A 21,093-nucleotide genomic window follows, 5' to 3' on the forward strand; every position below is an offset into this window, starting at 1 on the left:
AGAGTGCCCTCGGGACATGTCTCTTACGGCGTGCCGGACCAGCGGGTAATGCGGAACAGGAAGCCGAACCAGTTCTCGCCGTTGCGGCCGAAACCGGGCCAGGAGATGGTGCCGGCGAGTTCCAGCGCCTCGCACTCGATGCCGGCTTCCTCGCGGATCTCCCGCCGCATGCCGGCGACAACGTCCTCGCCGGGTTCGAGCTTGCCGCCCAGCCCGTTGTGATAGCCGAAGTGCAGGTCGTCGGGGCGGGTATCGCGCCGGATCATCAGCACTCGGCTGCCGTCGGGGGAGAGTACGTAGCCGAGGGTGGCGAGGATGGCCTGCACCGGGACACCCTACGGCGGGTTGGGGCTGGTGGCGGAGAGGCGACCTTCGCGTTGGTGCGTGGACCGACTACCGTCTCGGGCCATGACTGGTGTTGCGCTGGCCGAAGAACTGCTGTTGCTCGCGTACGACGACGAGTCGGGCAAAGCGACCGGATCGCGGATCGGGCTCGACCTCGCGATGGCCGCCGGGGTCCTGGTGGACCTGGCGCTCGCCGGCCGGGTCGCGTACGCCGACGGTTCGATCGTGGTGAGCGACCCGTCGCCGACCGGGTACCCGATCACCGACGAGGTGTTGGGGCGGATGGCGGCGGACACCCCGCACACGCCGGCCTCGTGGGTGCAGCGGCTCCGGCACGGCCTGCGGGACCGGATCCTGGCCGACCTCGTCGCCCGGGGAGTTGTCCGGGACGTCGACGAGACCGCGCTCGGGCACATCCACGTGCACCGGTACCCGGTGGTGGACCCGACGCTGGAGGCGGAGATCCGGGGCCGGTTGGCGGTCGCGCTCACCGGCGACCAGGTGCCGGACGAGCGTACGGCCGCGCTGGCCGCCCTGGTCGGGGCGAGCCGGATGGAGCCGAGCCTGGGACTGTCCGGCCCGGCCCTGACGGACGCGCACCGAAGGTTGGCGGAGATCGCCGGTGGTGCCGGGTTCACCGGTGAGGTGAGCCTGGAGGATTCCACCATCCGCCCCTCGGTGGCGCTGGTGATCGCCGCCCTGGCGAAGGCGATCACGGCCGCGCTCGGCGCGCCCCGCTGAGAGCCGACGGCTGACCCGAGCGCTCAGCGGGGTTGGAGCAGGCCGTTGCCGGTGGGACGGTTGGTCGTGCCGGGCTGGCCGGGGCGGGCGGTCGGCACCGGGCCGGCGACACCCACGCCCGGTTGAAGCAGGTGGGCGAGTTCGGTGGCCGTCTGCTGGGTGCGTTCCGCCTCGACCTCGGCGGTCACCTCCCACGGGGACCGGACCGGGAGGTAACCGGCCAGGAAACTCCGGGCCAGGACGTCCGCCCGGTCCCGGTCGACACCGGCGCCCGCGGTGCCGTCCAGGCTGATGGTGTCGTGGTCCCGCCGTGCCAGCAGGTCGTTGAGGCGTACCGGGGTCTGCGGGTCGGTGGGGTCGGCGTGGAAGTGCCGGAGCTGGCCGGGCACCGCCGTGGCGCGCAGGTACGACCAGTGGTGGTGCAACGCCGAAGCCAGGCTGACATCTCCGGGGTGCCCGAACTGGTGGCGCCTCGTCTCGGCGAGTTCCTCCGAGACGGCGGCGCAGATCTCGGCGAGCATCGATCGGCGCAGGGCGTACGGGGCCTGTTTGAGCTGCTGGCTGATCACCCGCCCGAACCGGCGGTTGATGATCCGGCGGTTGTTCTTGGCGGCTGCGGTGGCCGGGGCGTCCGTGTACGCGGGTTCGCCGAGGTCGATCTGTGCCGACCGGGACGGGAAGAACCTGGTCAGGCCGTTGGGGTGGAAGAACGTGCCGGGTAGCACCGGCCGCCCGAGCAGGACGTTTCCGCCCAGGTAGAGGAAGTGTTCGGCGAGGCCGGGGATCAGGTGCAGGACCGACTCGATCGCGTACGGGTTGAAGGTGGGCAGGACGGCGTCGGCGGTGAACAGTTCCCGGTGGCCGACCACGGTCAGGCCGGGTTGACGTACGTCCAACCAGCGGGGCACCTGCCCGTCGGTGACCAGGTAGATGTGTCGTAGCCAGGGCGCGTACAGGTGCAGCGAGCGCAGCGAGTGGCGCAGGTCGTCCCGGTCGGGTCGGTGGGGTTCGTCGGCGGTCTGCGTACCGGTCGGTGCCTGCCGGTGCCGGGCCGCCTGGTAGCGCGAACGCCAGTGCGGGTCGGTGCCGTCGAACCAGGTGTAGACGGCGTCGATCGGGAAGGTGACCGCGTCCGCGCCGACCCCGGCGAAGTCGGCCCTGACCGGGTAGCGGGCGTGGTACCCGGCCGGCACGAACGGGTTCAGTGAGGCGCCCGGCACCCGTACGTTCGGTCGGTAGCTGGGCAGGCTCCGGGACAGCGCGTTCGGTCGGGGCGCGGTGAGGCGGCCGTCGTCGGCGTGCCAGAACTCCAGCTCACAGGCGTACGCGGCGCCGTAGGCGAGGTGCTCCCCGGTCCACAGCGGTCGGTAGACGAGGACGACGTCGGCCCGCCGGAGGCGGTGTGGGCGGCGGCCGGGGCGTGGGCGTACGACCCGGCGGTTGGGGCGTCCGACCAGGACACCGGGCAGGCCGGCGACCGCCCGGAGCGCTTCGGTGCGCTGGCTGGCCGGCACGCCGACCCTGCTGCGCAGCCCCCGGTGGTGCGGGATGGCGAAGTGTTCGACCGAGGCGTCGGCGAGCGCGCCGAGGACCCGGTCGAGATTGCCCTGGTGCACGGTGAGCGGGGTGGCGTCGGGGTCGACGTCGGCGGCCACCCTGCGCCCGTCGAGGTGGACCCAGCGCCGCCCGGTGGCCCGTTCGGACCGGTCGTCGTACCACTGGCGCACGGTGACCGCGAGGGTTCCGCCCGGCCGACCCACCCAGCGGGCGAGTTGCACCTGGCGGTCGAAGGGCAGGCGCCGGTGCAGACGTCGTCGGAGGGCGGTCGGGATCAGTGCGTAACAGCGGCGTGCGAGCACACCTGCTGTAACGACTGGTCGCGAGCAAAGGTGGTGGGCCGGGCCCACCCCGGTCAGCCGATGCCGAGCGCCGTGGCGATCTCGGCCCGCAGCGTGACCAGGGCTTCGGTGGCGGACTGCCGGGCCAGCGTGACCGCTCGGGCGGGGTCCGCGTGCCCGTCCGGGCCGTCGGTCGGCGCCACCACCTCCAGGTACGCCTTCAGCTTCGGCTCGGTGCCGGAGGGCCGGATCACCACCCGCGCGGCGGCGGTCCGCAGGATCACCACGTCCGCCTCGGGCAGCAGGTCCTGCACCGAGGTCACCGGGGCGTCGAGCAGGGTGGTCGGGGTGTCGGTCCGGATCCGGTCCATCGCGTCCCGGATCTCCCGCAGGTCGTCGACCCGGAGCGAGAGCTGGTCGGTCAGGTGTACGCCGAACTCGGCGGCGAGTTCGTCCAGCCGGTCGAGCAGCGTACGACCCTCGGCCTTGAGGCCGGCGGCTAGTTCGGCGACGGTCAGGGCGGCGGTGATGCCGTCCTTGTCGCGGACCAGGTCGGGGGCGACGCAGTAGCCGAGCGCCTCCTCGTAGCCGTAGACCAGCGGGGTGTTGCCGGACTCGGCCCGGACGATCCACTTGAACCCGGTCAGCGTCTCGTCGTACGGCAGGCCCCGGGCGGCGCAGACGGCCCGCAGCAGCGAGGAGGAGACGATCGTGGTGGCGTACAGCCCGGTGACGCCGCGTCGGATGAGCCGGTCGGCGAGGAGTATCCCGAGTTCGTCACCGCGCAGCATGCGCCACTGCCCGTCGGGTCCGCGTACCGCGACCGCGCACCGGTCGGCGTCCGGGTCGTTGGCGATGGCCAGGTCCGCGTCGATCTTCTCGGCGAGGGCGAGCAGGAGGTCGGTGGCGCCCGGCTCCTCCGGGTTCGGGAACGCGACGGTGGGGAAGTCGGGGTCCGGTTCGGCCTGCTCGGCGACAACACCGGGTACGCCGAACCCGGCGCGGGCGAAGGCCGCGGTGAACACGGCGGCACCGACACCGTGCAACGGGGTGTACGCCACCTTCAGTTCCCGTGGGCCGTCCGGTTCGAGGACCGCCGCCGCGGCACCCACGTACGCGGCGACGAGGTCGTCACCGAGCACCTCACCGGCCGGGCCGAGCGGCACCTCGTGCAGCGGGCCGACCGCGCGGATGGCGGCCTCGATCTCCGCGTCGGCCGGCGGCACGATCTGCGCCCCCGCGCCCCGGGGACCGCCCAGTTCGGCGCCGAGGTAGACCTTGTAGCCGTTGTCCTGCGGCGGGTTGTGGCTGGCGGTGACCATCACCCCGGCCGCCGCACCGAGCGCCCGTACGGCGTACGCGAGCACCGGGGTGGGCAGCGGTCGGGGGAGCAGGAACGCCGGCCGTCCGGCGCCGGTGGCGATCTGGGCGGTCCGTTCGGCGAACGTACGGGAGCCGTGGCGTGCGTCGTACCCGATCACCAGCGGTCCGGTGGCGGCGCGGGCGGCGAGCCAGCCGACCAGCCCGGCGGCGGCCTGGCTGACCACGGCGAGGTTCATCCCGTTCGGGCCGGCGCGCAGGGGGCCGCGCAGCCCGGCGGTGCCGAAGGTGAGCGGGCCGGCGAACCGGTCGGCCAGCTCGGCGGCGCTGCCCGGCAGTTGGTCGACCAGCGCCCGCAGCTCGTCCCGGGTGGCCGGGTCGGGGTCGTCGGCCAGCCAGGACTCGGCACGGGTACGCAGGTCGTCGGGGTCGTTCGGGTTCGCCGTCACCCCGACTTGATAGCACGGCGGGGGACCCGGTCGGTGAGGGTCCCCCGGTCGGTGGGTCAGCCGATCCCGGTGATGGTGAAGCTGCGGACCATCTCGTCGAAGATCGGCTTGCTCTCCTGGAAGCGCGCGTCCGGGGTGGTGAGGTAGAACTCGTACGCCTTGCCGTCCTGGATGATCGCCCGCCAGATGCCGTGCCGCTTGGTGTCGCCCTCGCCGCAGGTGTATTCCAGCTCGCCGGCCGGCTTGCCGCCGATCTCGACGTCCTGGAGTGCGACCTGGGCGTACGGCTTGGTGCAGGACTTCGAGTCCGGCTTGGCGAGCTGGCCCCCGGCGGCCTCGAGGAACTTGGTCGGGGTCGGGTTGCTGCTGGCCTTCTCGATCAGCACCCGGACCCGGCGACCGGCGTCGGCGGGGTCGGTGAAGTCGATGTAGACCGCGTTCTTGGGGGCGTTCTTCTTCCAGCCCTCCGGCACGTTGACCGACACGCCGCGTTCGGCGTGGGTCTGGACCGGGAACGTCGGCCCGGCCGGTGCGGTGGGGGTCGCCCCGGCCTGGGGTACCGGGGCGGCCGGATCCGAGTCGCCGCCGGACAGGGCGATGATGCCGATCACCAGGACCAGGACCACGCCGCCGGCCGCGGCGAGCTGCATCTTGCGGGGCCAGCCCTTGACCGTGGTGAGGGCGGTGTCGCCGAACCGGCGGGCGCCGGCCACGGCGTTGCCGAGGGCACCGTTACCGCCGGACCGGGAGCCGCCATAGGTGCCGGTGCTGCCGCCCGGGGTGCCGTAGATCGCCGGCCCGGTCTCCTCCCAGCGCCCTCCGGCCGGCATGGCGCCGGTCGGGGTGCTGAGCGCTCCGCCGGCCTTGGTCTGGTCCCCGCCGCCGGAGTGGGCCCCCTGGCCGCCGGACTTGCGTAGCTGGGCCAGCCGGTCGGTCAGCGACTCGCCGGGTGCGAGCATCGCCGAGCCGCCGATCTGGCCGCTGGGCTGCGGGGTCGCGGGCGGGGTCGGCGGCTGCCACGGGGCTCGCTGGGCCGGCACCACCGAGTACGGGTCGGTCACGAAGTGCCCGGCGGCGGTGCTGGCCAGTGGGCCGGCGAGCAGTTCGCGCAGCATGTTGCGCGAGGTGTCCACGTCGAAGCGGCGGGACGGGTCCTTCTCCAGCAGACCCATCAGCACGTCGGTCAGCGGCCCGGACCGGCTCGGCGGTGCGGGCGGGTCCTCGACCACCGCGTGCATGGTCTCGATCGGGTCGCCCCGGTCGAACGGCGGGCGCCCCTCCACCGCGGTGTAGAGCGTGACGCCGAGCGAGAACAGGTCGCTGGGCGGCCCGAAGTCGCTGCCCATGGCGCGTTCCGGGGAGATGAAGTGCGGTGAGCCGAGCACCATGCCGGGGGTGGTGAGCTGGACGTCGGTGGGCATCCGGGCCACCCCGAAGTCGGTCAGTACGCACCGGCCGTCGGAGGCGATCAGCACGTTCGCCGGTTTCACGTCCCGGTGCAGTACGCCGATCGCGTGGGCCACCTCCAGCGCGCCGAGCAGGGCGATGCCGATCTTGGCTACCGCGCGGGGGGCGAGCGGCCCGTCCTCGATCACCATGTCGGCGAGGCTGCGCGCGTCGAGCAGCTCCATCACGATCCAGGGCCGGCCGCCCTCGGTGACCACGTCGTAGACCTGCACCACGGCCGGGTGCTGCAGGGCGGCGGCCGCGCGGGCCTCCCGCAGGGTGCGTTCGTACATCGCGTCGCGGTCACTGGGGGCGAGCCCCGGTGGCAGCACGACCTCTTTGACGGCCACGTCGCGGCGGAGCAGGGTGTCGGCCGCGCGCCACACCGTGCCCATGCCGCCATGGCCGACCGCTGCCCGCAGCGAGTAACGACCGCCGATGGTGGCGCCGGGAGCTGCACGTCCGCTGGTGGGGCTGACTGGTCCGCCACTCCACGTCGGAATCTGAGTCACAGGAAAGGCCGCCGGGAAAAATCGAGGGGCATGGGACACATCCCCCCTATCTTGCGGGTTGTGGCACCGGTAGGGAAAGCCAACCCGGCGTGCCTTCTTCGGAACTCGTACATCCACATCAACTCACTCACTCAACGTACTCAATTCCGGACGCAGTGTATCTAATGACGCGACGAACTGTGGTTTGACGGACACGGTGTGCGTAAGGGGGTGAACGGGGTATGTCAGGGTCACGGTCGCGCTGCTCGCCATCGGGCGCGCCGGCCGTTCGAGGGTCGGGTGCCGGCGGCGAAAATTCCGGCAATTCGGGCGTGGTTGGTGCCGTCCGGATGGGGGTACGTGTCCGGCGCAACCGTCACGCGTTGTAGGAGGTGAGGGGGCCACATGCTGGCGTTTGAGGGTGACCCTCGGACCGGACCGAAGCTTTCCGAACGCTCCTACCAGGACTTACGTGACGCTACGCGGTCCGATCACTACCAAATTGATGTTGCGCAGCGTCACCGTCGGAGGTCTAGGCTGTCCGAGTCCCATCCCATCCACAGTGATCGAGAATTCGACGTGACGAGTGCGTTGACGCTGCCGCCCGGCAGTCCGCTGGCGTCGCCCCCACCCGAGCTGCCGCCCGGCGCCATGCCCCTTCCGTACGAGCTCGACCGGATGCTGGCACTCCGGATGCCGGACCTGGTGGCCACCCGGCGCTTCATCCACGCACACCCCGAGCTGTCCGGGCAGGAGTTCGGCACCGCCGCGCTGATCGTCCGCGAGCTCTCCGCCGCCGGTCTGGAGCCGCGACTGCTGCCGAAGGGGAACGGGGTCCTCTGCGACATCAACGGCCGGTCGAACGGTCCGGTGCTCGCCCTGCGGGCCGACATCGACGCGCTGCCGCTCACCGACATCAAGGACGTGGCCTACCGGTCCACCGTCGACGGTGTCTGCCACGCCTGCGGGCACGACGTACACGCCACGATCCTGCTGGGTACCGGCCTGCTGCTGGCCCGGCTCGCCGCCGAGGGCGGGCTCGACGGCCGGATCCGGCTGATCTTCCAGCCGGCGGAGGAGGCGTTCCCGTCCGGAGCGCCCGAGGTGATCGACGCGGGCGGGCTCGACGAGGTGTCGGCGATCTACGCCCTGCACTGCGCGCCACAGTTGCCCACCGGCGTGGTCGGCGTACGGACCGGGGCGATGACCGCGGCCTGCGACATGGTCGAGGTCACGGTCACCGGTACGGGTGGACACACCGCCCGCCCGCACCTGACCACCGACCTGGTCTACGCGCTCGGCCGGCTCATCGTCGACGTGCCCGGCCTGCTCAGCCGCCGGATGGACCCGCGTACGCCGTTGTCGATCGTCTGGGCCGCGGCCCACGCCGGTACCGCGTACAACACGATCCCGGCCGAGGGCGTGGTCCGGGGAACCATCCGCACGCTGAGCAAGGACGCCTGGCGGGAGGCCCCCGACCTGGTTCCCGAGCTGATCCGCGACGCGCTCACCGGCACCGGGGCGAAGGCCGACATCCGCTACAACCGCGGCTTTCCGCCGGTGATCAACGAACAGCGGGCCACCGAGACGATCGCCACCGCCGCCGGTCGCGCACTCGGCCCGGAACAGGTGCTGGAAGCCGCGGTCAGCATGGGCGGTGAGGATTTCTCGTTCTACCTGGAGCACGTACCCGGGGCGATGTTCCGCCTCGGCACCGGCGGTCCCGGATCGGACCTGCACCACCCCGGTTTCGACGTGGACGAGCGGGCCATCGGGTACGGCATCCGGGTCATGACGCACGCCGCCCTGGTGGCCTTCCCCGGCGTACGGCGACCGGCCCGGACCGACCAGGAATAGCGCGTGGGGCAAGCGGTCGGATCGCCGGTGGCACCGGGCGGCACGAGGCCTCCCGAGCCGACCGCTGACGGGTTGTGGGGCCCGTTCCGGTGAACCACATCCATCGTGTGCAACTCGCGCAGCTTCGCAGTGCGCCCTCAGAACAGGAGGAACGGTCGTGCGCCAAAGCGTGATGACGGCCGAGCTCGACAGTACGGGCGGAGCTTCGCCATTCCTGCGGCACCAACGGGAACATCTCTGCGTCGACTGCGGACACGCCCATCTCGGTGGCCCCGCGTCCACGGCCGGCCCGCACCACCGCAAGCAGCGGTTCGGGGCCGGCACGATCGTCCGTAGTGCCCGCGGGCCGATCACCGAACTGCACATCGTCCCGCACGGCGGCACCGAACTCCCGGCCGACCTGATCGAGGAGACCGACCCGGGGAACTTCCAGCCGCTCGCCGAGCTGGTGCACCAGAACGTCGACCTGGGCACCGGGGCGATCTACCGGCGGTTGGTCGACGACGTCCGGTCAGGGGCGGCCGAGGGTGTCGCCGTGGCCGGCTTTCACCTGTCCCGCCTGCTGATCGACGCGAACCGGGCCAGTCTGGAGGGCCAACTCCCCAACGACCCGTACGTGGGCAGCGCCGAGCTGTACCGGACGTACCTGCGTCGGCGGGGCCGGGACCTGCGGCACGAGGCGCTGCTGCCGTGGCTGGCCGCGGTGGACGAGGTGCTGGAGTCCATGGACAGCCGGGGCATCGTGTACCACCACCACACGTACGACGTGCTCTCGATGAGCCCCCGCCCGTGGGACCGGGGTGTCGCCGCGAAGCGACCCGCCTTCCAGCTCATCTGGAAGCGGCCCTCGTTGGACGGGGTGATCGACGACCGGGTACCCGATCCGGGGCTGGCCCCGCTGGCCGACGTCGAGGACGTACGGCGCCGGATCCGCGCCTTCCTGGAGCGGGAGATCGGGCTGAGCAACGGCAACGGTGACATCGACTACCCGCTGCTGCTGCCGGTGATGCCGTTCAAGGGGTCCCGGCGGGGTGATCCACCGAGCCTGCCGCAACACCTCGTGTACGACCTGCGCAAGGACATCCTGGCCACCGACGAGCAGATCCGGGCGTGGGTGCTCGACGGCCCGTGGCGGCTGGGCGGCGGCCGGCGCAACGGGGCGAGGTCGGGCGGCGACGGGGCCGTCTCCGCGTACTTCGGCTGACCCGTCCGCCGTCGGGTGACCGTGGTGGGTCACCCGACGGCGGCACCGCCCCGGCTCAGTCGGTGCGGTCGGACGGAATTCCGGCCGGGGGCTCGTTGCGTGGCGCGGGCACCGGGGCTGCCGGATGGCCCGCCGGTGCCGCCACCGGTGGACCCGCCCGCCCCCGACGGTCGCGCCGGACCAGCCAGATCACCACCCACGCCGGTACGCCGACCGCGATCAGCCACGGCAGCAACGCGCCGAACACGACCAGCACCACCCGCACCGTGCCGAGCAGCGCCTCCCAGCCGCCGCGCAGCCCGTCGAGGAAGCCGTCCGCCTCCTCTTCCTCCTCCACCACCACGGCCTCCGGCCCGACCAGCCGTACGGTGATGGTGGAGAGTGCGGTCAGGTCGCCCAGCCGGCGCTGCCGGGCCTGGAGCGCGACCAGGTCGGCCTCCCGCTTGGCCAGCTCGCTCTCCAGCATCACCAGGTCGGTCAGGGACTTGGCCTGTGCCAGCAGCCGCCGCCCGCTCTCCACCCGGGCCTGCTGGGTGCTGATCCGCGCGGCCAGGTCGAGGGTCTCCTCGGTCACGTCCTCGGTCTTGATCTCACGCCGTTCCTGGCGGCCGAGCTCGGCCAGGGCGTCGACCACCGAGCCGAACCGGTCCGCCGGCACCCGCAGGGTCAGCGACGCCTCGGCGTCACCGGTGACGCTGGTCCGCTGGTCGCCACCGACAAAACCGCCGGCACCGGTCGCGATCGTGACCGCGTCCGCGGCGGCCCGCTCGACCTCCTTGACCCGGACCGTCATCGAGCCGGTGTAGACGATCGACCGCTGGTCCACCCGCAGGTTCGTCGGCACCTCCGCGCCCGGCTTCGTCTCCGCGGCGCCGTCCTGCTGCAAGCCCGGTTCCCGGGCGGCGTCCGCCCCGGCCGGCTGGGCGGCGCCCGAGGTGCTCGCACTGTCATCCGACCCGGCGGTGCATCCCGTCAGGACCAGTACGGCGATCAGCCCCACCGTGCCCAGGAGCCCGCCCCATCGTCCTCGCGTCCTATCGCGCATGAGTCCTCCGAATGTCATTTCCCCGTTGCGGGTGTTGCTCAGACGCGAGGCGGTCGCGCCCCGGTTCCGGCAGACTGCGCTGGGGGACATCACGATTCGGTTGTCGAGGAGTCACGATGCGGTGCACCGGTTACGAGCATCCGGTTATATCGTCCGAACTGGACGCAGCCGGATGGTCCAGCCCCAGGTGAACCCGCTCGGAGCGCGGGGCGGGGTCCATGTCCGTTGATCTCGTGGAGCGGCTCTACACCGCTCCACCGGACGGGTTTGTCGTCGCCCGTACCGAGGCGATCGCCGCGGCGCGGGCAGCCGGCGACGAGGCCACCGCCCGGCAGATCGCCAAGCTGCGCAAGCCGACCGTCGCGGCCTGGATGGTGAACCTGCTCGCCATCCGCCGCCCCGACCTCGTCGCCGACCTCGTCGAACTGGCCGGCGAGCTGCGTACCGCCCAGCGGGAACTGCGCGGGCCGCAACTGCGCGAACTCTCCGCCCAGCGGCGCACCACGGTCTCCGCCCTGGTGGCGCAGGCGCGGGCGCTGGCGACCGAGGCCGACAGCCGGCTGGCGGCGGGCAAGCTGCCGCTGGCCGAGGTGGAGGCGACCCTCCAGGCCGCGCTCGCCGACCTCGACGTCGCCGAACAGGTACGGTCCGGCCGGCTGGTCCGGGCCGCCAGCTACGCCGGATTCGGCGAGGTCCCCCGACCACAGCTACGCCTGGTGGCCGGAGGACCGGAACTGTCCCTACCGGTGCCGGGAACCCGCGCCGGCAAACCGTCGGCCGGTACTGGTGCCGGTGGCGGTCGCGGTGACGGGAGCGGCGGCGGGGGAGAGGGGCAGGGCGGGGAACGGTCGGGTGCCGGGCGGGACGCAACCGAGTTGTCAGCGGCCGAGCGGGCCGCCGAGAAGCGGGCGGCGGCAGAGCGGGCCAACCTGCGCCGGACGCTGGCCCGGGAGCTGGCGAACGCCCGTACCGAACAGCGGCGGGCGGAGACGGACCTGGACCGGGCCACGGCGGCGGAACGGGACGGCGCCGCCGCCCTGGCCGACGCGGAACGGGCCCTGGCCGAGGCGGAACGTCGGCGGGCCGGGGCTGAGCAGGAGGTCAGCCGACGCAAGCTGGCCCGGAAGACGGCCGAGCGGGCCGCAGCCGCCGCCCGGCGCCGCACCGGGGACGTCGAGGCGGCGGTCGAGGCGCTCGATGCCGAGTAGGGTGCCCGCAGACCGGGGGAACGAACAAGCTCGATCAACGGCCGACCGACCGGTACGCCGGATCGCGGGAAGGGTGACCAGTTGACCCCTGAACAGGCCGCCGCGGCGGCCGGACCGAGCATCACGGCACTGGTCGGCGCGTTCGGCGAAAGCCCGCAGACGCAACACCGTGCCCGCGTGTTCGGCCTGTCCGGCTGGGCGTTCCAGGTCGCCGGGCGCGGCGGGGTGCTCGGCGACGTGGCCGCCGAGACGGTGGCCGCCACACTCGGCTTCCTCGCCCCGGACGCGGTCGCCGAGGGCTGGGAGGCCGCCCGCCGGGTGGCCCGGCCGACCGAGGTCGCGGCGAGCAACCTCGCCGAATGCTGCCGCTGGGGTACGGAACGCCTGCACGGGTTCCCCAAGCTGGACCGGCTGGTCGAGTTGACCTCCCGGGTGGTCGAGGACGCCGACGCGACCGGGATGCCGCTGTTCGCGGCGTGGCGGGCGGTGCCGCCCCCGGTCCACGACCCGGCCGGCCGGATGGCGGTGCTGCTGTACCTGCTGCGGGAGCACTACAGCGCCGCCCACCTGATCGCCGTACGGGTCGCCGGGCTGACCCCGCTGGAGGCGATCCTGGCCGGGCCGGACGGCGAGGCGGGTGCGCTGGCCAACGGCTGGCAGCCGCCGTACCCGCAGGTCGCCTCGCTGATCCGGCGCCGGCTCTGGGCGGACGCGGTCACCGACAAGCTCGCCGCGACCGGGTTCCGCAACCTGCGCGGCACCGAACGGATCGAACTGGTCGACCTGCTCGGCAGCCTGCGTACCGGCCTGACCTGACCCGTCGGTCTTCGTGTGGCCGGGGGTCAGGTGGTGGCGGTGCCGGTCGGGCGGGCGCGCAGTTCGGCGACGTAGTCGTCCGGGGCGCCGGCCTTCTCGGCCGCGTTGGCGATCTCGGAGAGGTACCAGGCGGTGGGCAGGCCGCCCTCGTACCCGGCGAAGACGTAGACCCAGGCGGTGACCTCGCCGTCCAGGGTCACCACCCGTACGTGCAGCTTGCGGTAGGTCTCCGCGATCACCCCCTCGACCTCGTCGAGTTGGGCAGCATCCCAGGGATGCACGTCGTAGATCGCGACGAAGACGCGATCGCCGGGAGATTCGACGATGGTGGTGACCGCACCCTCCCAACCGATCACCCCCTCACCGGCGAAGGTGAGGCGCCAGCCTTCCAGCCAGCCGGTGCCGATCATGGGCGAATGCGGACAGTAGGCACGCATCCGGGCAGGATCGAGGTTTGAGCCGTACGCGGCGTAGTGACGCACGGCGATGACGATAGCCCGGCGGACGGGTGGTGGAGAATACGACCGTGCGTGTCGGACGGGTTGGGGAGAAGAAAGTCACTGTGAGCGTCAACGAAGGGCAAGTTCTGTGAGCCGTATCGTGATCATCGGCGGGGGGCCGGCCGGTTACGAGGCCGCGCTGGTAGCGGCCCAGTTGGACGCGGACGTCACCGTCATCGAGGCCGAGGGGGCCGGCGGGGCCTGCGTGCTCTCCGACTGCGTCCCGTCCAAGACCTTCATCGCCAGCTCGGACGTGGTCACCGGGTACCGGGACACGGAGGAGTTCGGGGTGCACTCGGACGGTCTGGAGGCGGTCACGGTCGACGCCGAGGCCGTGTACGGGCGGGTCAAGCGCCTCGCGCTGGCCCAGTCGGCGGACATCCACGCCAAACTCATCAAAGCGGGCGTCACCTTCATCGCCGGTCGGGCCCGGCTCGGTGAGGACACGCTCGGTCACACCCACCGGGTGCTCGTCACCCCGACCGGTGGTGACTCCGAGTACCCGGTTGACGCCTCCACGGTACTGATCGCCACCGGGGCCACGCCCCGGGTGCTGCCGACCGCCGTACCGGACGGGGAACGGATCCTGACCTGGCGGCAGGTGTACGACCTGGACGAACTCCCCGAGGACCTGATCGTGATCGGGTCCGGGGTGACCGGGGCCGAGTTCGCCAGCGCCTACCTGGCGATGGGGGTCCGGGTGACCCTCGTCTCCAGCCGGGACCGGGTGATGCCGCACGAGGACGCCGACGCCGCCGCCGCGATCGAGCAGGTGTTCCGGGCCCGGGGCATGACCATCCTGAACAACTCCCGCGCCAACGGCGTACGGCGTACCGCCGACGGGGTCGTGGTGGAACTCTCCGACGGTCGTACGATCACCGGCTCGCACGCCCTGATGGCGGTCGGCTCGATCCCCGACACCGCCACCCTCGGCCTGCCCGAGTACGGCGTCGCGGTCTCCCCGGGCGGGTACGTCACCACCGACCGGGTGTCCCGGACGAACGTCCCGGGCATCTACGCCGCCGGGGACTGCACCGGGGTCCTGCCGCTGGCGAGCGTCGCCGCGATGCAGGGCCGGATCGCGATGTGGCACGCGCTCGGCGAGGCGGTCCAGCCGCTGCGGCTGCGTACGGTCGCGGCGAACGTCTTCACCGATCCGGAGTTGGCCACCGTCGGGGTGTCGCAGGACGAGGTGGACTCCGGGCGTACCCCGGCCCGGCAGGTGATGCTGCCGCTGGCCGGCAACGCGCGGGCCAAGATGGCCGACCTCTCCGACGGCTTCGTGAAGCTGTTCTGCCGGCCGGCCAGTGGTCAGGTGATCGGCGGTGTGGTGGTCTCACCGAAGGCCAGCGAGCTGATCCTGCCGATCACGCTCGCGGTGGAGAACAACCTGACCGTGGACCAGTTGGCCCACACGATCACGATCTACCCGTCGCTGTCCGGCTCGGTCACCGAGGCGGCGCGTCAGCTGATGCTGCACGGGTCGGAGTGATCCCGGAGGCTGCCAGCGCCGGCTCCGGCGTTGGCAGCTCCGTCGGGGTCCGCCCGGTGGTCAGGGTCAGCGCCCAGCCGGCGGCGGCGAAGCCGGCCGCGGCCACCAGGGCCACCGTGGCCAGCCGCCACACCGAGTCCGTGAGCGCGGCGCCGCCGAGGTGGCCGACCAGGGCGCCGTAGGCGGCCCAGCCGAGCGCGGCCAGCGCGTCGTAGACGAGGAAGCGCTTGTACGGGTAACGGACCCGACCGGCGTTGAAGCAGGCGATCATGCGTCCGCCCGGTACGAAGCGGCAGAGCAGGATGACCAGCGGTCCGGGTTGCCGCAGTGCGCGGGTGAAGCGTCCGGCGGCCTGCCTGGACCGGGAGCTGTTCGCCCGCTCGCCCTGCTCGTCGGCGTTCCCGGCCCGGCTCCGTGCGCTGCGCCAGCCGCTGAGCAGCCGTCCCGCCCCGGTTCGGCCGAGCAGGTAACAGGCGGTGTCGCCGCAGAACACACCGAGCGTGCCGACGCCGATGGTGAGCGCCAGGTTCAGGTTGCCGTAGATGGTCAGGGCACCGCCGGTGATCATCACTACCTGGGTCGGTACCACCGGCACGAAGGCGTCCACGACGAGGAGGCCGAACAGCGCCAGGTACGCCGACGTGGGGGACGCGACGTTGGTGAGAAGTTCGAGCACTCGGGTCACCTCGACGCGATCGGCCGCCATGGTCTCCGTCGAGCCTGAACCGGCGCTCTCCGCCGCTGTACACAGGCCCGACCAGTGGTGATACCGGCCACGCTACGGCCACCGGCCGCGGAACGGGGTGTGATATTGCCGGTGTCGCGCCCGTGGCGTTCGTGTTGCGCCTGGGTGCGGTTCGCGGGACCCCGGCAAACCGGGCTGTCGGCGTACCGTGGGTAGGGCGCGACCCGCCACCTCAGGTCCCCCCGTTCCTGACGGTTACGGCTAGCCATCGGGCCGCCGGCGGGTCCCGCGCCGGCGGCCCACCACTGTGCTTCGGGCGCGGGTCGGACCGCCGGGCACCGGTCAGGTCACGGGTTGGGTCACCGGTTGGGCGTCGTTGCCCGGTGCCGAGGCCAGCCAGGGCAGGAACCGACGCAGCCACTGGTCCACGCCCGGAACGGCCAGGATCCGGGTGATCACGCCAGCCACGACGATGAGCTGGGCAACCGCGGGTACGGTGTCCAGCCCGGCGGTCGCGGCCACGGTGGGAACCAGGGACAGGGCGCCGACGAGGGCGGCGAGGATGGTCCGGGCGGTAGCCCGCCAGGGGTGCCGGGTCTGGGTGGTGGTGGGGGTCATGAGGTGCCTCCAGGGGTCTGCGGGGTTCGGTGGAGCTGCCATTGATCGCGAAGCAGCGGGCTGTGGGGTCCGACTACTCCGGATGCCACTGCATTGCGGTGGTCCGGCCCAGCTGATCAGGGTGGATATCCTGCTCAACCAATTTGAGGTGGGGTAGGTGCGCATATGTCGGGAACCTGATTGATCGGTACCTATTGGGTCAAGGTTGCGGTGTTTGTGTCGATGGGAGGGGCAGCTCAGGCAAGGTCGTGATGCCGACAGAAGGTTGGACTTCGTTCCATCGCGCGTCCCTTGCTTCAACTCCTGTTGGGAGAGTTCGAACGTCTTGGCTGCGGGCTGGCGACCTCGGTCGATGTTGACGAACGTGAATAATCATCGATTCTTCTTCGCGTTGTGCGAGGAAGTGAATTCGTCGCATTCGGCGATGGTCTTGTAGCTCCCCGCATATCGTCAGCCTCGTGGCTATTGGATTCGGGAGTGACCCTTCCTACGATGGAGGCGACCAACCAGGTACCACCCCTCGCCAACCTGGAAGGCGCCAGATCATGACTAATCCCGCCGTTATAGAAAGTCCCGACGTCGAAGTGGTTCCGCTGACGAACTCCGAGTGGCGTGAGGCCACCGAACGGGGTCTGCGTCGCCTCGGTCTGACCTACGACCAACTGGCCGCTGAGGCTGAGAGCCGGGACTTCTCGTCGAACGAGGCAAGGAAGCTGTGGATGGCAATCGGTGGCCGGCGCCCCTGACCTAGGGAAGCAGGCGCGCAAGTTCGCCGAGACGCTGTCGGAGTTGCTCAACCGCACCGTCTGCGACAACGCAAAGGTCGTGGCGGTGCTGCATGCGAACGAGGAAGTGGTCGTGGGTACCCTCCTCAATCGTCAAGAGCTTCTTAGCGAACCCGTGCGCATGCGTTCCCGTGCCCGTTTCTCAAGGATCTGGCTCGATCTGAGCTGCAGGTTGTTTCTGAACGAAGAGGGCTACCTCACCGTCCGGACCTCCTACTGCGGTATCTACCTGGGCCCGGAGCATGAACACACGCTTCTGCACTACGACTACGAGCGAGACAAGGAGATCTACACGGAGGCTCATGTGCAGGTCGATGCCCGCCATGAGTCGCTGGAACAGCTTCTGCGTGAGTTGGGCCTGCGAGACAGACTCCGCAAGCTCCATCTACCGGTCGGTGGCCGGCGGTTTTGACCGGCGCTCGAGGATCTGCTGGAGTGTCTGATCGTCGAGGGCCTGGTCGAGCCGAAGGGCGGCTGGCAGAAGGTGTTGAACGAGGAGCGCGAGGTCTTCCGCCGTAAGCAGGTGGCGGCAGTGGTTCGCTCGCACCCGGATACCGCGATCGAGACGCTCGAACGCCTCGGCTACGAGGTCACCGAACCTGGACATGTATCCGCAGTAAGGGCAAAGCTCAACAAGCTGAAGCCTCGGCGGTCGCGGTAGGGATCTCCGCCCGCATCGTGGCGCTGACCTGCTTCCCCGGCAGGTAAGGGCGAACTGTCGAGTTCCGTCGTTACGTGGGCGCAACGAGATCGGCGTAGCGTCAGGACATGGCGGACTTGTTCGAGGACTACCGCCTCGGCCCTGGATGGGACGAGATGTTCGGCGAGCCGGGCATGCCGCGGGAAACGTACGAGGCGTTGCACGCCACCCTGCAACCGCTGTCCAGCGTCGAGTTGGGCATCCGGGCCGAGGTGCTGGCCAGGGCGTTCCTCGACCAGGGCATCACGTTCGCGCTCAAGGGCATCGAGCGGCCGTTCCCGCTCGACATCGTGCCGAGGATCATCGCCGCCGACCAGTGGCGGGTGGTCGAGGCCGGGGTGGCGCAGCGGGTCCGCACCCTGGAGGCGTTCCTGGCCGACATCTACGGTGCCGGCCAGGTGCTCGCCGACGGGGTGGTGCCGCGCCGGATCGTGGTGACCAGCGCGCATTTCCACCGCGAGGTCGCCGGGGTCAACCCACACAACGGCGTACGCATCCACGTCGCCGGGGTCGACCTGGTCCGCGATGAGCAGGGCACGTTCCGGGTGCTGGAGGACAACGTACGGGTTCCCTCCGGGGTCAGTTACGTGATGGAGAACCGGCGGGCGATGGCTCACGTACTGCCCGAGGTCTTCGCCGCCACCCGGATCCAGCCGGTCGAGTCGTACCCCGGGCAGTTGTTGCGGGCCCTGCGCGCCGCGGCCCCGGTCGGTGTCAGCGAGCCCACGGTGGTGGTCCTCACCCCAGGCGTGCACAACTCCGCCTACTTCGAGCACGCCCTGCTCGCCCGCGAGATGGGCGTCGAGCTGGTCGAGGGTCGGGACCTGGTCTGTGTGGGTAACGAGGTAGCCATGCGGACCACCGCGGGTGAACAACGCGTCGACGTCATCTACCGGCGGATCGACGACGACTTCCTCGACCCGGTGCACTTCCGGGCCGACTCGGTGATCGGCGTGGCCGGGCTGCTCAACGCCGCCCGTGCCGGTCGGGTCACCATCGCCAACGCGGTCGGCAACGGCGTCGCCGACGACAAGCTGCTCTACACGTACGTGCCCGAGCTGATCCGCTACTACCTGGACGAGGAGCCGATCCTGCCCAACGTGGAGACCTACCGGCTGGAGGAACCGGACGTGCTCGACCACGTCCTCGACCGGCTCGACCAGTTGGTGCTCAAGCCGGTCGACGGCTCCGGGGGCGCCGGCATCGTGATCGGCTCCCAGGCGAGCGACGAGGAACTGTCCCTGCTCGCCGAGAAGGTACGGCACGACCCGCGCGGCTGGATCGCCCAGCGCGAGGTCGCCCTGTCCATGGTGCCGACCCTGGTCGGCAACCGGCTGCGGGCCCGGCACGTGGACCTGCGACCGTTCGCGGTCAACGACGGCGAACGGGTCACCGTCCTGCCCGGCGGGCTGACCCGGGTGGCGCTGCCGGAGGGCGCGCTGGTGGTCAACTCCAGCCAGGGCGGGGGGTCGAAGGACACCTGGGTGCTCGCCGAGGCGCCGGTCGCCGCGATCACGGTCGGCGGCCCGGTCGAAACACCGCCGGCCGTCTACCTCGCCCCCGACGAACCCGCCGGAGCGGGTGCGTCCACCGGCACCAGCGTGCCGGCGCCGCGCAGCCCCGACCCCGGCCCGGACTCCGGTCCGGTCGCCGTGCAGCAGCAACAGCAGCAGCAGTCCGCCCGGATCGACGGGGCAGTGTCATGCTGAGCCGGATCGCGGAGTCGCTCTACTGGATCGGCCGGTACGTCGAGCGGGCCGAGGACACCGCCCGCATCCTCGACGTACACCTGCACCGGATGCTCGCCGACCCGTGGGCCGACGAGGAGACCGCCTGCCGTTCACTGCTCGCCGTGATGGGCGTACCGCCACCGGAGCAGCCGGTCTCCGCCGCCCGGGTGGTCGGCCTGCTCGGCCTGGACGAGAGCAGCCACAGCTCGGTGGTGGGTGCGCTCGCCGCTGCCCGGGAGAACGCCCGTGGGGCCAGGGAGACCATCTCCGCCGACATGTGGGAAGGGCTCAACGCCACCTGGCACGGCCTGCCCGACGCCCGTCGCCGGGTCGAGCAGCAGGGCGTACACGCCTTCTTCCGCTGGGTACGCGAACGCTGCGCCCTGCTCGCCGGGCTCGCCGACGCCACCATGAGCCGGGACGAGGGCTGGCTGTTCCTGGTCCTCGGCCGCAGCGTGGAAAGGGTCGACATGACCGCCCGGCTGCTCTCCACCCACGTACGCGCCGGCGGCAGCATCCCGTCCTGGCTGACCCTGCTGCGTTCGTGCGGCGCCTGGGAGACGTTCCTGCGCACCTACCGTGGCTCGCTCGACGACCGGTACGCCGCCGAGTTCCTCCTGCTCGACCGCCTCTTCCCGCGCTCGGTCTTCGCCGCCCTGTCGGCCGCCGAGGCGTGCCTGACCGACCTCGAACCGACCGGTGGGCCCGGCGGCCAGCCGGGTCGGGTCGGTGTCGCCACCGAGGCGCAGCGGATCGTGGGTCGGGCCAGGACCAACCTGGAATTCCGGGGCGCGGAGGAACTCCTGGCCGACTTCCCGAGCGTGCTGGCCAGCCTCGAACGCACCTGTTCACAGGTGAACGAGGCGGTCTCGCGCCGCTACTTCCGCCAGACCTCGGCGGTCCTGTGGGTCCCGGAGGCAGTGGCATGAGGGCAGCACCGGAGGAAGCCGCGTGAGCGTCAACAGTTGGCGATTGAAGATCATCCACCGGACCGGGTTCAGTTACGCCGGCAAGGTCGCGTCCTCGTACAACGAGGCCCGGATGTCGCCCCGCAACGAGACCCGCCAGGCGGTGCTCGACGCCCGGGTGGAGGTGTGGCCGTCCGCCAGGACCTACCGGTACGAGGACTACTGGGGCACCTCGGTCACCGCGTTCGACGTACACAGCGCGCACGAGGCGCTGCGGGTCACCGCCGCCTCGACGGTGGAGACCCTGCCCGCGGGTGACCTGCTCCCGCCCACCGGCGGCGCGACCTGGGCCGATCTGGCCCGGCCCGAACACGTCGACCGGTGGCACGAACTGCTGCTGCCGACCCCGCGTACCGCCCTGGATGAGGAACTGACCGCGCTGGCCGAGATCGCCCGCGCCGGTCACCCCACCCCGCACGCCACCGCGCTGGCGCTCTGCGAGCAGATCCGCGACGAGGTGGCGTACACGGCCGGGGCGACCGGCGTACAGACCGACGCGGTGCAGGCGTGGCGCCAGCGCAAGGGCGTCTGCCAGGACATCAGCCACCTGCTGGTGGGACTGCTCCGGTCGGCCGGCATCCCCTCCCGCTACGTCTCCGGTTACCTGCACCCGTCGCCGTCGGCGAGCATCGGGGAGAGCGTCGTCGGTCAGAGCCACGCCTGGGTGGAGTGGTGGGTCGGCCGGTGGACCGGCTTCGACCCCACCAACGGCATCCCGATCGGCGAGCGGCACGTCGTGGTCGGGCGGGGCCGGGAGTACGGCGACGTACCGCCGCTCAAGGGCGTCTACTCCGGTCCGAAGAACACCGGCCAGGGCGTGGAGGTCACCATCACCCGGCTGCGGTGAGGGCAAAT

Annotated in this window: 18 protein-coding genes; 10 read left to right on the forward strand and 8 right to left on the reverse strand. The window is 71.5% G+C overall.

Annotation, left to right across the window (positions count from 1 at the left end; all coding sequences use genetic code 11):
• Window positions 1-23 precede the first annotated feature (23 nt).
• Window positions 24-326 (reverse strand): NUDIX domain-containing protein, encoded by a 303-nt coding sequence (locus OIE47_RS17520; RefSeq protein WP_326562540.1) that lies wholly within the window; start codon window positions 324-326, stop codon window positions 24-26.
• Window positions 327-408: 82 nt separating this feature from the next.
• On the opposite strand from OIE47_RS17520, the gene OIE47_RS17525 reads away from it, so the two are divergent.
• Entirely contained in the window at window positions 409-1,086 is a 678-nt protein-coding gene (locus OIE47_RS17525) for a GOLPH3/VPS74 family protein (RefSeq protein ID WP_326562541.1), read from the forward strand.
• A 23-nt stretch (window positions 1,087-1,109) separates the two neighbouring features.
• On the opposite strand, the gene OIE47_RS17530 is transcribed toward OIE47_RS17525, so the two are convergent.
• The 3 genes from OIE47_RS17530 to OIE47_RS17540 are packed head-to-tail and all read right to left on the reverse strand — an operon-like array spanning window position 1,110 to window position 6,651.
• A complete protein-coding gene (locus OIE47_RS17530; RefSeq protein WP_326562542.1) occupies window positions 1,110-2,945 on the reverse strand; it encodes a stealth conserved region 3 domain-containing protein in 1,836 nt (611 codons plus the stop codon).
• 53 nt (window positions 2,946-2,998) lie between these two features.
• Complete coding sequence (locus tag OIE47_RS17535) at window positions 2,999-4,693, reverse strand: phospho-sugar mutase (protein WP_326562543.1); 1,695 nt, start codon at window positions 4,691-4,693, stop codon at window positions 2,999-3,001.
• 56 nt (window positions 4,694-4,749) lie between these two features.
• A complete protein-coding gene (locus tag OIE47_RS17540) occupies window positions 4,750-6,651 on the reverse strand; it encodes a serine/threonine-protein kinase (protein ID WP_326562544.1) in 1,902 nt (633 codons plus the stop codon).
• Window positions 6,652-7,035: 384 nt separating this feature from the next.
• Here OIE47_RS17540 and OIE47_RS17545 point away from each other — a divergent pair, with 384 nt between their 5' ends.
• Entirely contained in the window at window positions 7,036-8,487 is a 1,452-nt protein-coding gene (locus OIE47_RS17545) for an amidohydrolase (RefSeq protein WP_326562545.1), read from the forward strand.
• 157 nt (window positions 8,488-8,644) lie between these two features.
• Window positions 8,645-9,691, forward strand: coding sequence for a hypothetical protein (locus OIE47_RS17550; RefSeq protein ID WP_326562546.1), 1,047 nt, complete (start codon window positions 8,645-8,647; stop codon window positions 9,689-9,691).
• Window positions 9,692-9,746: 55 nt separating this feature from the next.
• Here the strand turns inward: OIE47_RS17550 and OIE47_RS17555 are convergent, their stop codons facing one another.
• The gene (locus OIE47_RS17555) at window positions 9,747-10,736 is read right to left on the reverse strand and encodes a DUF4349 domain-containing protein (RefSeq protein ID WP_326562547.1); all 990 of its coding nucleotides are present in this window, start codon (window positions 10,734-10,736) and stop codon (window positions 9,747-9,749) included.
• A 218-nt stretch (window positions 10,737-10,954) separates the two neighbouring features.
• On the opposite strand from OIE47_RS17555, the gene OIE47_RS17560 reads away from it, so the two are divergent.
• Both OIE47_RS17560 and OIE47_RS17565 read left to right on the forward strand, forming a co-directional pair.
• Complete coding sequence (locus OIE47_RS17560; protein WP_326562548.1) at window positions 10,955-11,944, forward strand: hypothetical protein; 990 nt, start codon at window positions 10,955-10,957, stop codon at window positions 11,942-11,944.
• 81 nt (window positions 11,945-12,025) lie between these two features.
• Window positions 12,026-12,760, forward strand: coding sequence for an SCO6745 family protein (locus tag OIE47_RS17565; protein WP_326562549.1), 735 nt, complete (start codon window positions 12,026-12,028; stop codon window positions 12,758-12,760).
• Window positions 12,761-12,786: 26 nt separating this feature from the next.
• On the opposite strand, the gene OIE47_RS17570 is transcribed toward OIE47_RS17565, so the two are convergent.
• The gene (locus tag OIE47_RS17570; RefSeq protein ID WP_326562550.1) at window positions 12,787-13,242 is read right to left on the reverse strand and encodes a gamma-glutamylcyclotransferase family protein; all 456 of its coding nucleotides are present in this window, start codon (window positions 13,240-13,242) and stop codon (window positions 12,787-12,789) included.
• 106 nt (window positions 13,243-13,348) lie between these two features.
• On the opposite strand from OIE47_RS17570, the gene OIE47_RS17575 reads away from it, so the two are divergent.
• Window positions 13,349-14,752 (forward strand): NAD(P)H-quinone dehydrogenase, encoded by a 1,404-nt coding sequence (locus tag OIE47_RS17575; protein WP_326562551.1) that lies wholly within the window; start codon window positions 13,349-13,351, stop codon window positions 14,750-14,752.
• On the opposite strand, the gene OIE47_RS17580 is transcribed toward OIE47_RS17575, so the two are convergent.
• Window positions 14,709-15,458, reverse strand: coding sequence for a DedA family protein (locus tag OIE47_RS17580; RefSeq protein ID WP_326562552.1), 750 nt, complete (start codon window positions 15,456-15,458; stop codon window positions 14,709-14,711). The genes OIE47_RS17575 and OIE47_RS17580 overlap by 44 nt on opposite strands.
• Window positions 15,459-15,779: 321 nt before the next feature.
• Window positions 15,780-16,055 (reverse strand): hypothetical protein, encoded by a 276-nt coding sequence (locus tag OIE47_RS17585; RefSeq protein WP_326562553.1) that lies wholly within the window; start codon window positions 16,053-16,055, stop codon window positions 15,780-15,782.
• 729 nt (window positions 16,056-16,784) lie between these two features.
• Between OIE47_RS17585 and OIE47_RS17590 the strand changes: the two genes are divergently transcribed.
• The 4 genes from OIE47_RS17590 to OIE47_RS17605 all read left to right on the forward strand — a co-directional run bounded on the left by OIE47_RS17590 (window position 16,785) and on the right by OIE47_RS17605 (window position 21,085).
• Window positions 16,785-17,252: a hypothetical protein gene (locus OIE47_RS17590; RefSeq protein WP_326562554.1), complete on the forward strand. Its 468-nt coding sequence runs from the start codon at window positions 16,785-16,787 to the stop codon at window positions 17,250-17,252.
• 356 nt (window positions 17,253-17,608) lie between these two features.
• On the forward strand, window positions 17,609-19,249 hold the full coding sequence (locus OIE47_RS17595) for a circularly permuted type 2 ATP-grasp protein (RefSeq protein ID WP_326562555.1): 1,641 nt from the start codon (window positions 17,609-17,611) through the stop codon (window positions 19,247-19,249).
• Window positions 19,243-20,199, forward strand: coding sequence for an alpha-E domain-containing protein (locus OIE47_RS17600; RefSeq protein ID WP_326562556.1), 957 nt, complete (start codon window positions 19,243-19,245; stop codon window positions 20,197-20,199). Before OIE47_RS17595 ends, OIE47_RS17600 begins: the two co-directional genes overlap by 7 nt.
• A 22-nt stretch (window positions 20,200-20,221) precedes the next feature.
• Complete coding sequence (locus tag OIE47_RS17605; RefSeq protein WP_326562557.1) at window positions 20,222-21,085, forward strand: transglutaminase family protein; 864 nt, start codon at window positions 20,222-20,224, stop codon at window positions 21,083-21,085.
• Window positions 21,086-21,093: the final 8 nt, after the last annotated feature.

Origin of the sequence: Micromonospora sp. NBC_01796, from assembly GCF_035917455.1 — a bacterium.
GTDB lineage: Bacteria > Actinomycetota > Actinomycetes > Mycobacteriales > Micromonosporaceae > Micromonospora_G.

What these genes read in the sequence shown, in the direction of transcription:
- OIE47_RS17595 (WP_326562555.1), top strand. Translation starts at nt 17,609, where the DNA reads ATGGCGGACTTGTTCGAGGACTACCGCCTCGGCCCTGGATGGGACGAG.
- OIE47_RS17560 (WP_326562548.1), top strand. Translation starts at nt 10,955, where the DNA reads ATGTCCGTTGATCTCGTGGAGCGGCTCTACACCGCTCCACCGGACGGG.
- OIE47_RS17545 (WP_326562545.1), top strand. Translation starts at nt 7,036, where the DNA reads ATGCTGGCGTTTGAGGGTGACCCTCGGACCGGACCGAAGCTTTCCGAA.
- OIE47_RS17555 (WP_326562547.1), bottom strand. Translation starts at nt 10,736, where the DNA reads ATGCGCGATAGGACGCGAGGACGATGGGGCGGGCTCCTGGGCACGGTG.
- OIE47_RS17580 (WP_326562552.1), bottom strand. Translation starts at nt 15,458, where the DNA reads ATGGCGGCCGATCGCGTCGAGGTGACCCGAGTGCTCGAACTTCTCACC.
- OIE47_RS17600 (WP_326562556.1), top strand. Translation starts at nt 19,243, where the DNA reads ATGCTGAGCCGGATCGCGGAGTCGCTCTACTGGATCGGCCGGTACGTC.
- OIE47_RS17525 (WP_326562541.1), top strand. Translation starts at nt 409, where the DNA reads ATGACTGGTGTTGCGCTGGCCGAAGAACTGCTGTTGCTCGCGTACGAC.
- OIE47_RS17585 (WP_326562553.1), bottom strand. Translation starts at nt 16,055, where the DNA reads ATGACCCCCACCACCACCCAGACCCGGCACCCCTGGCGGGCTACCGCC.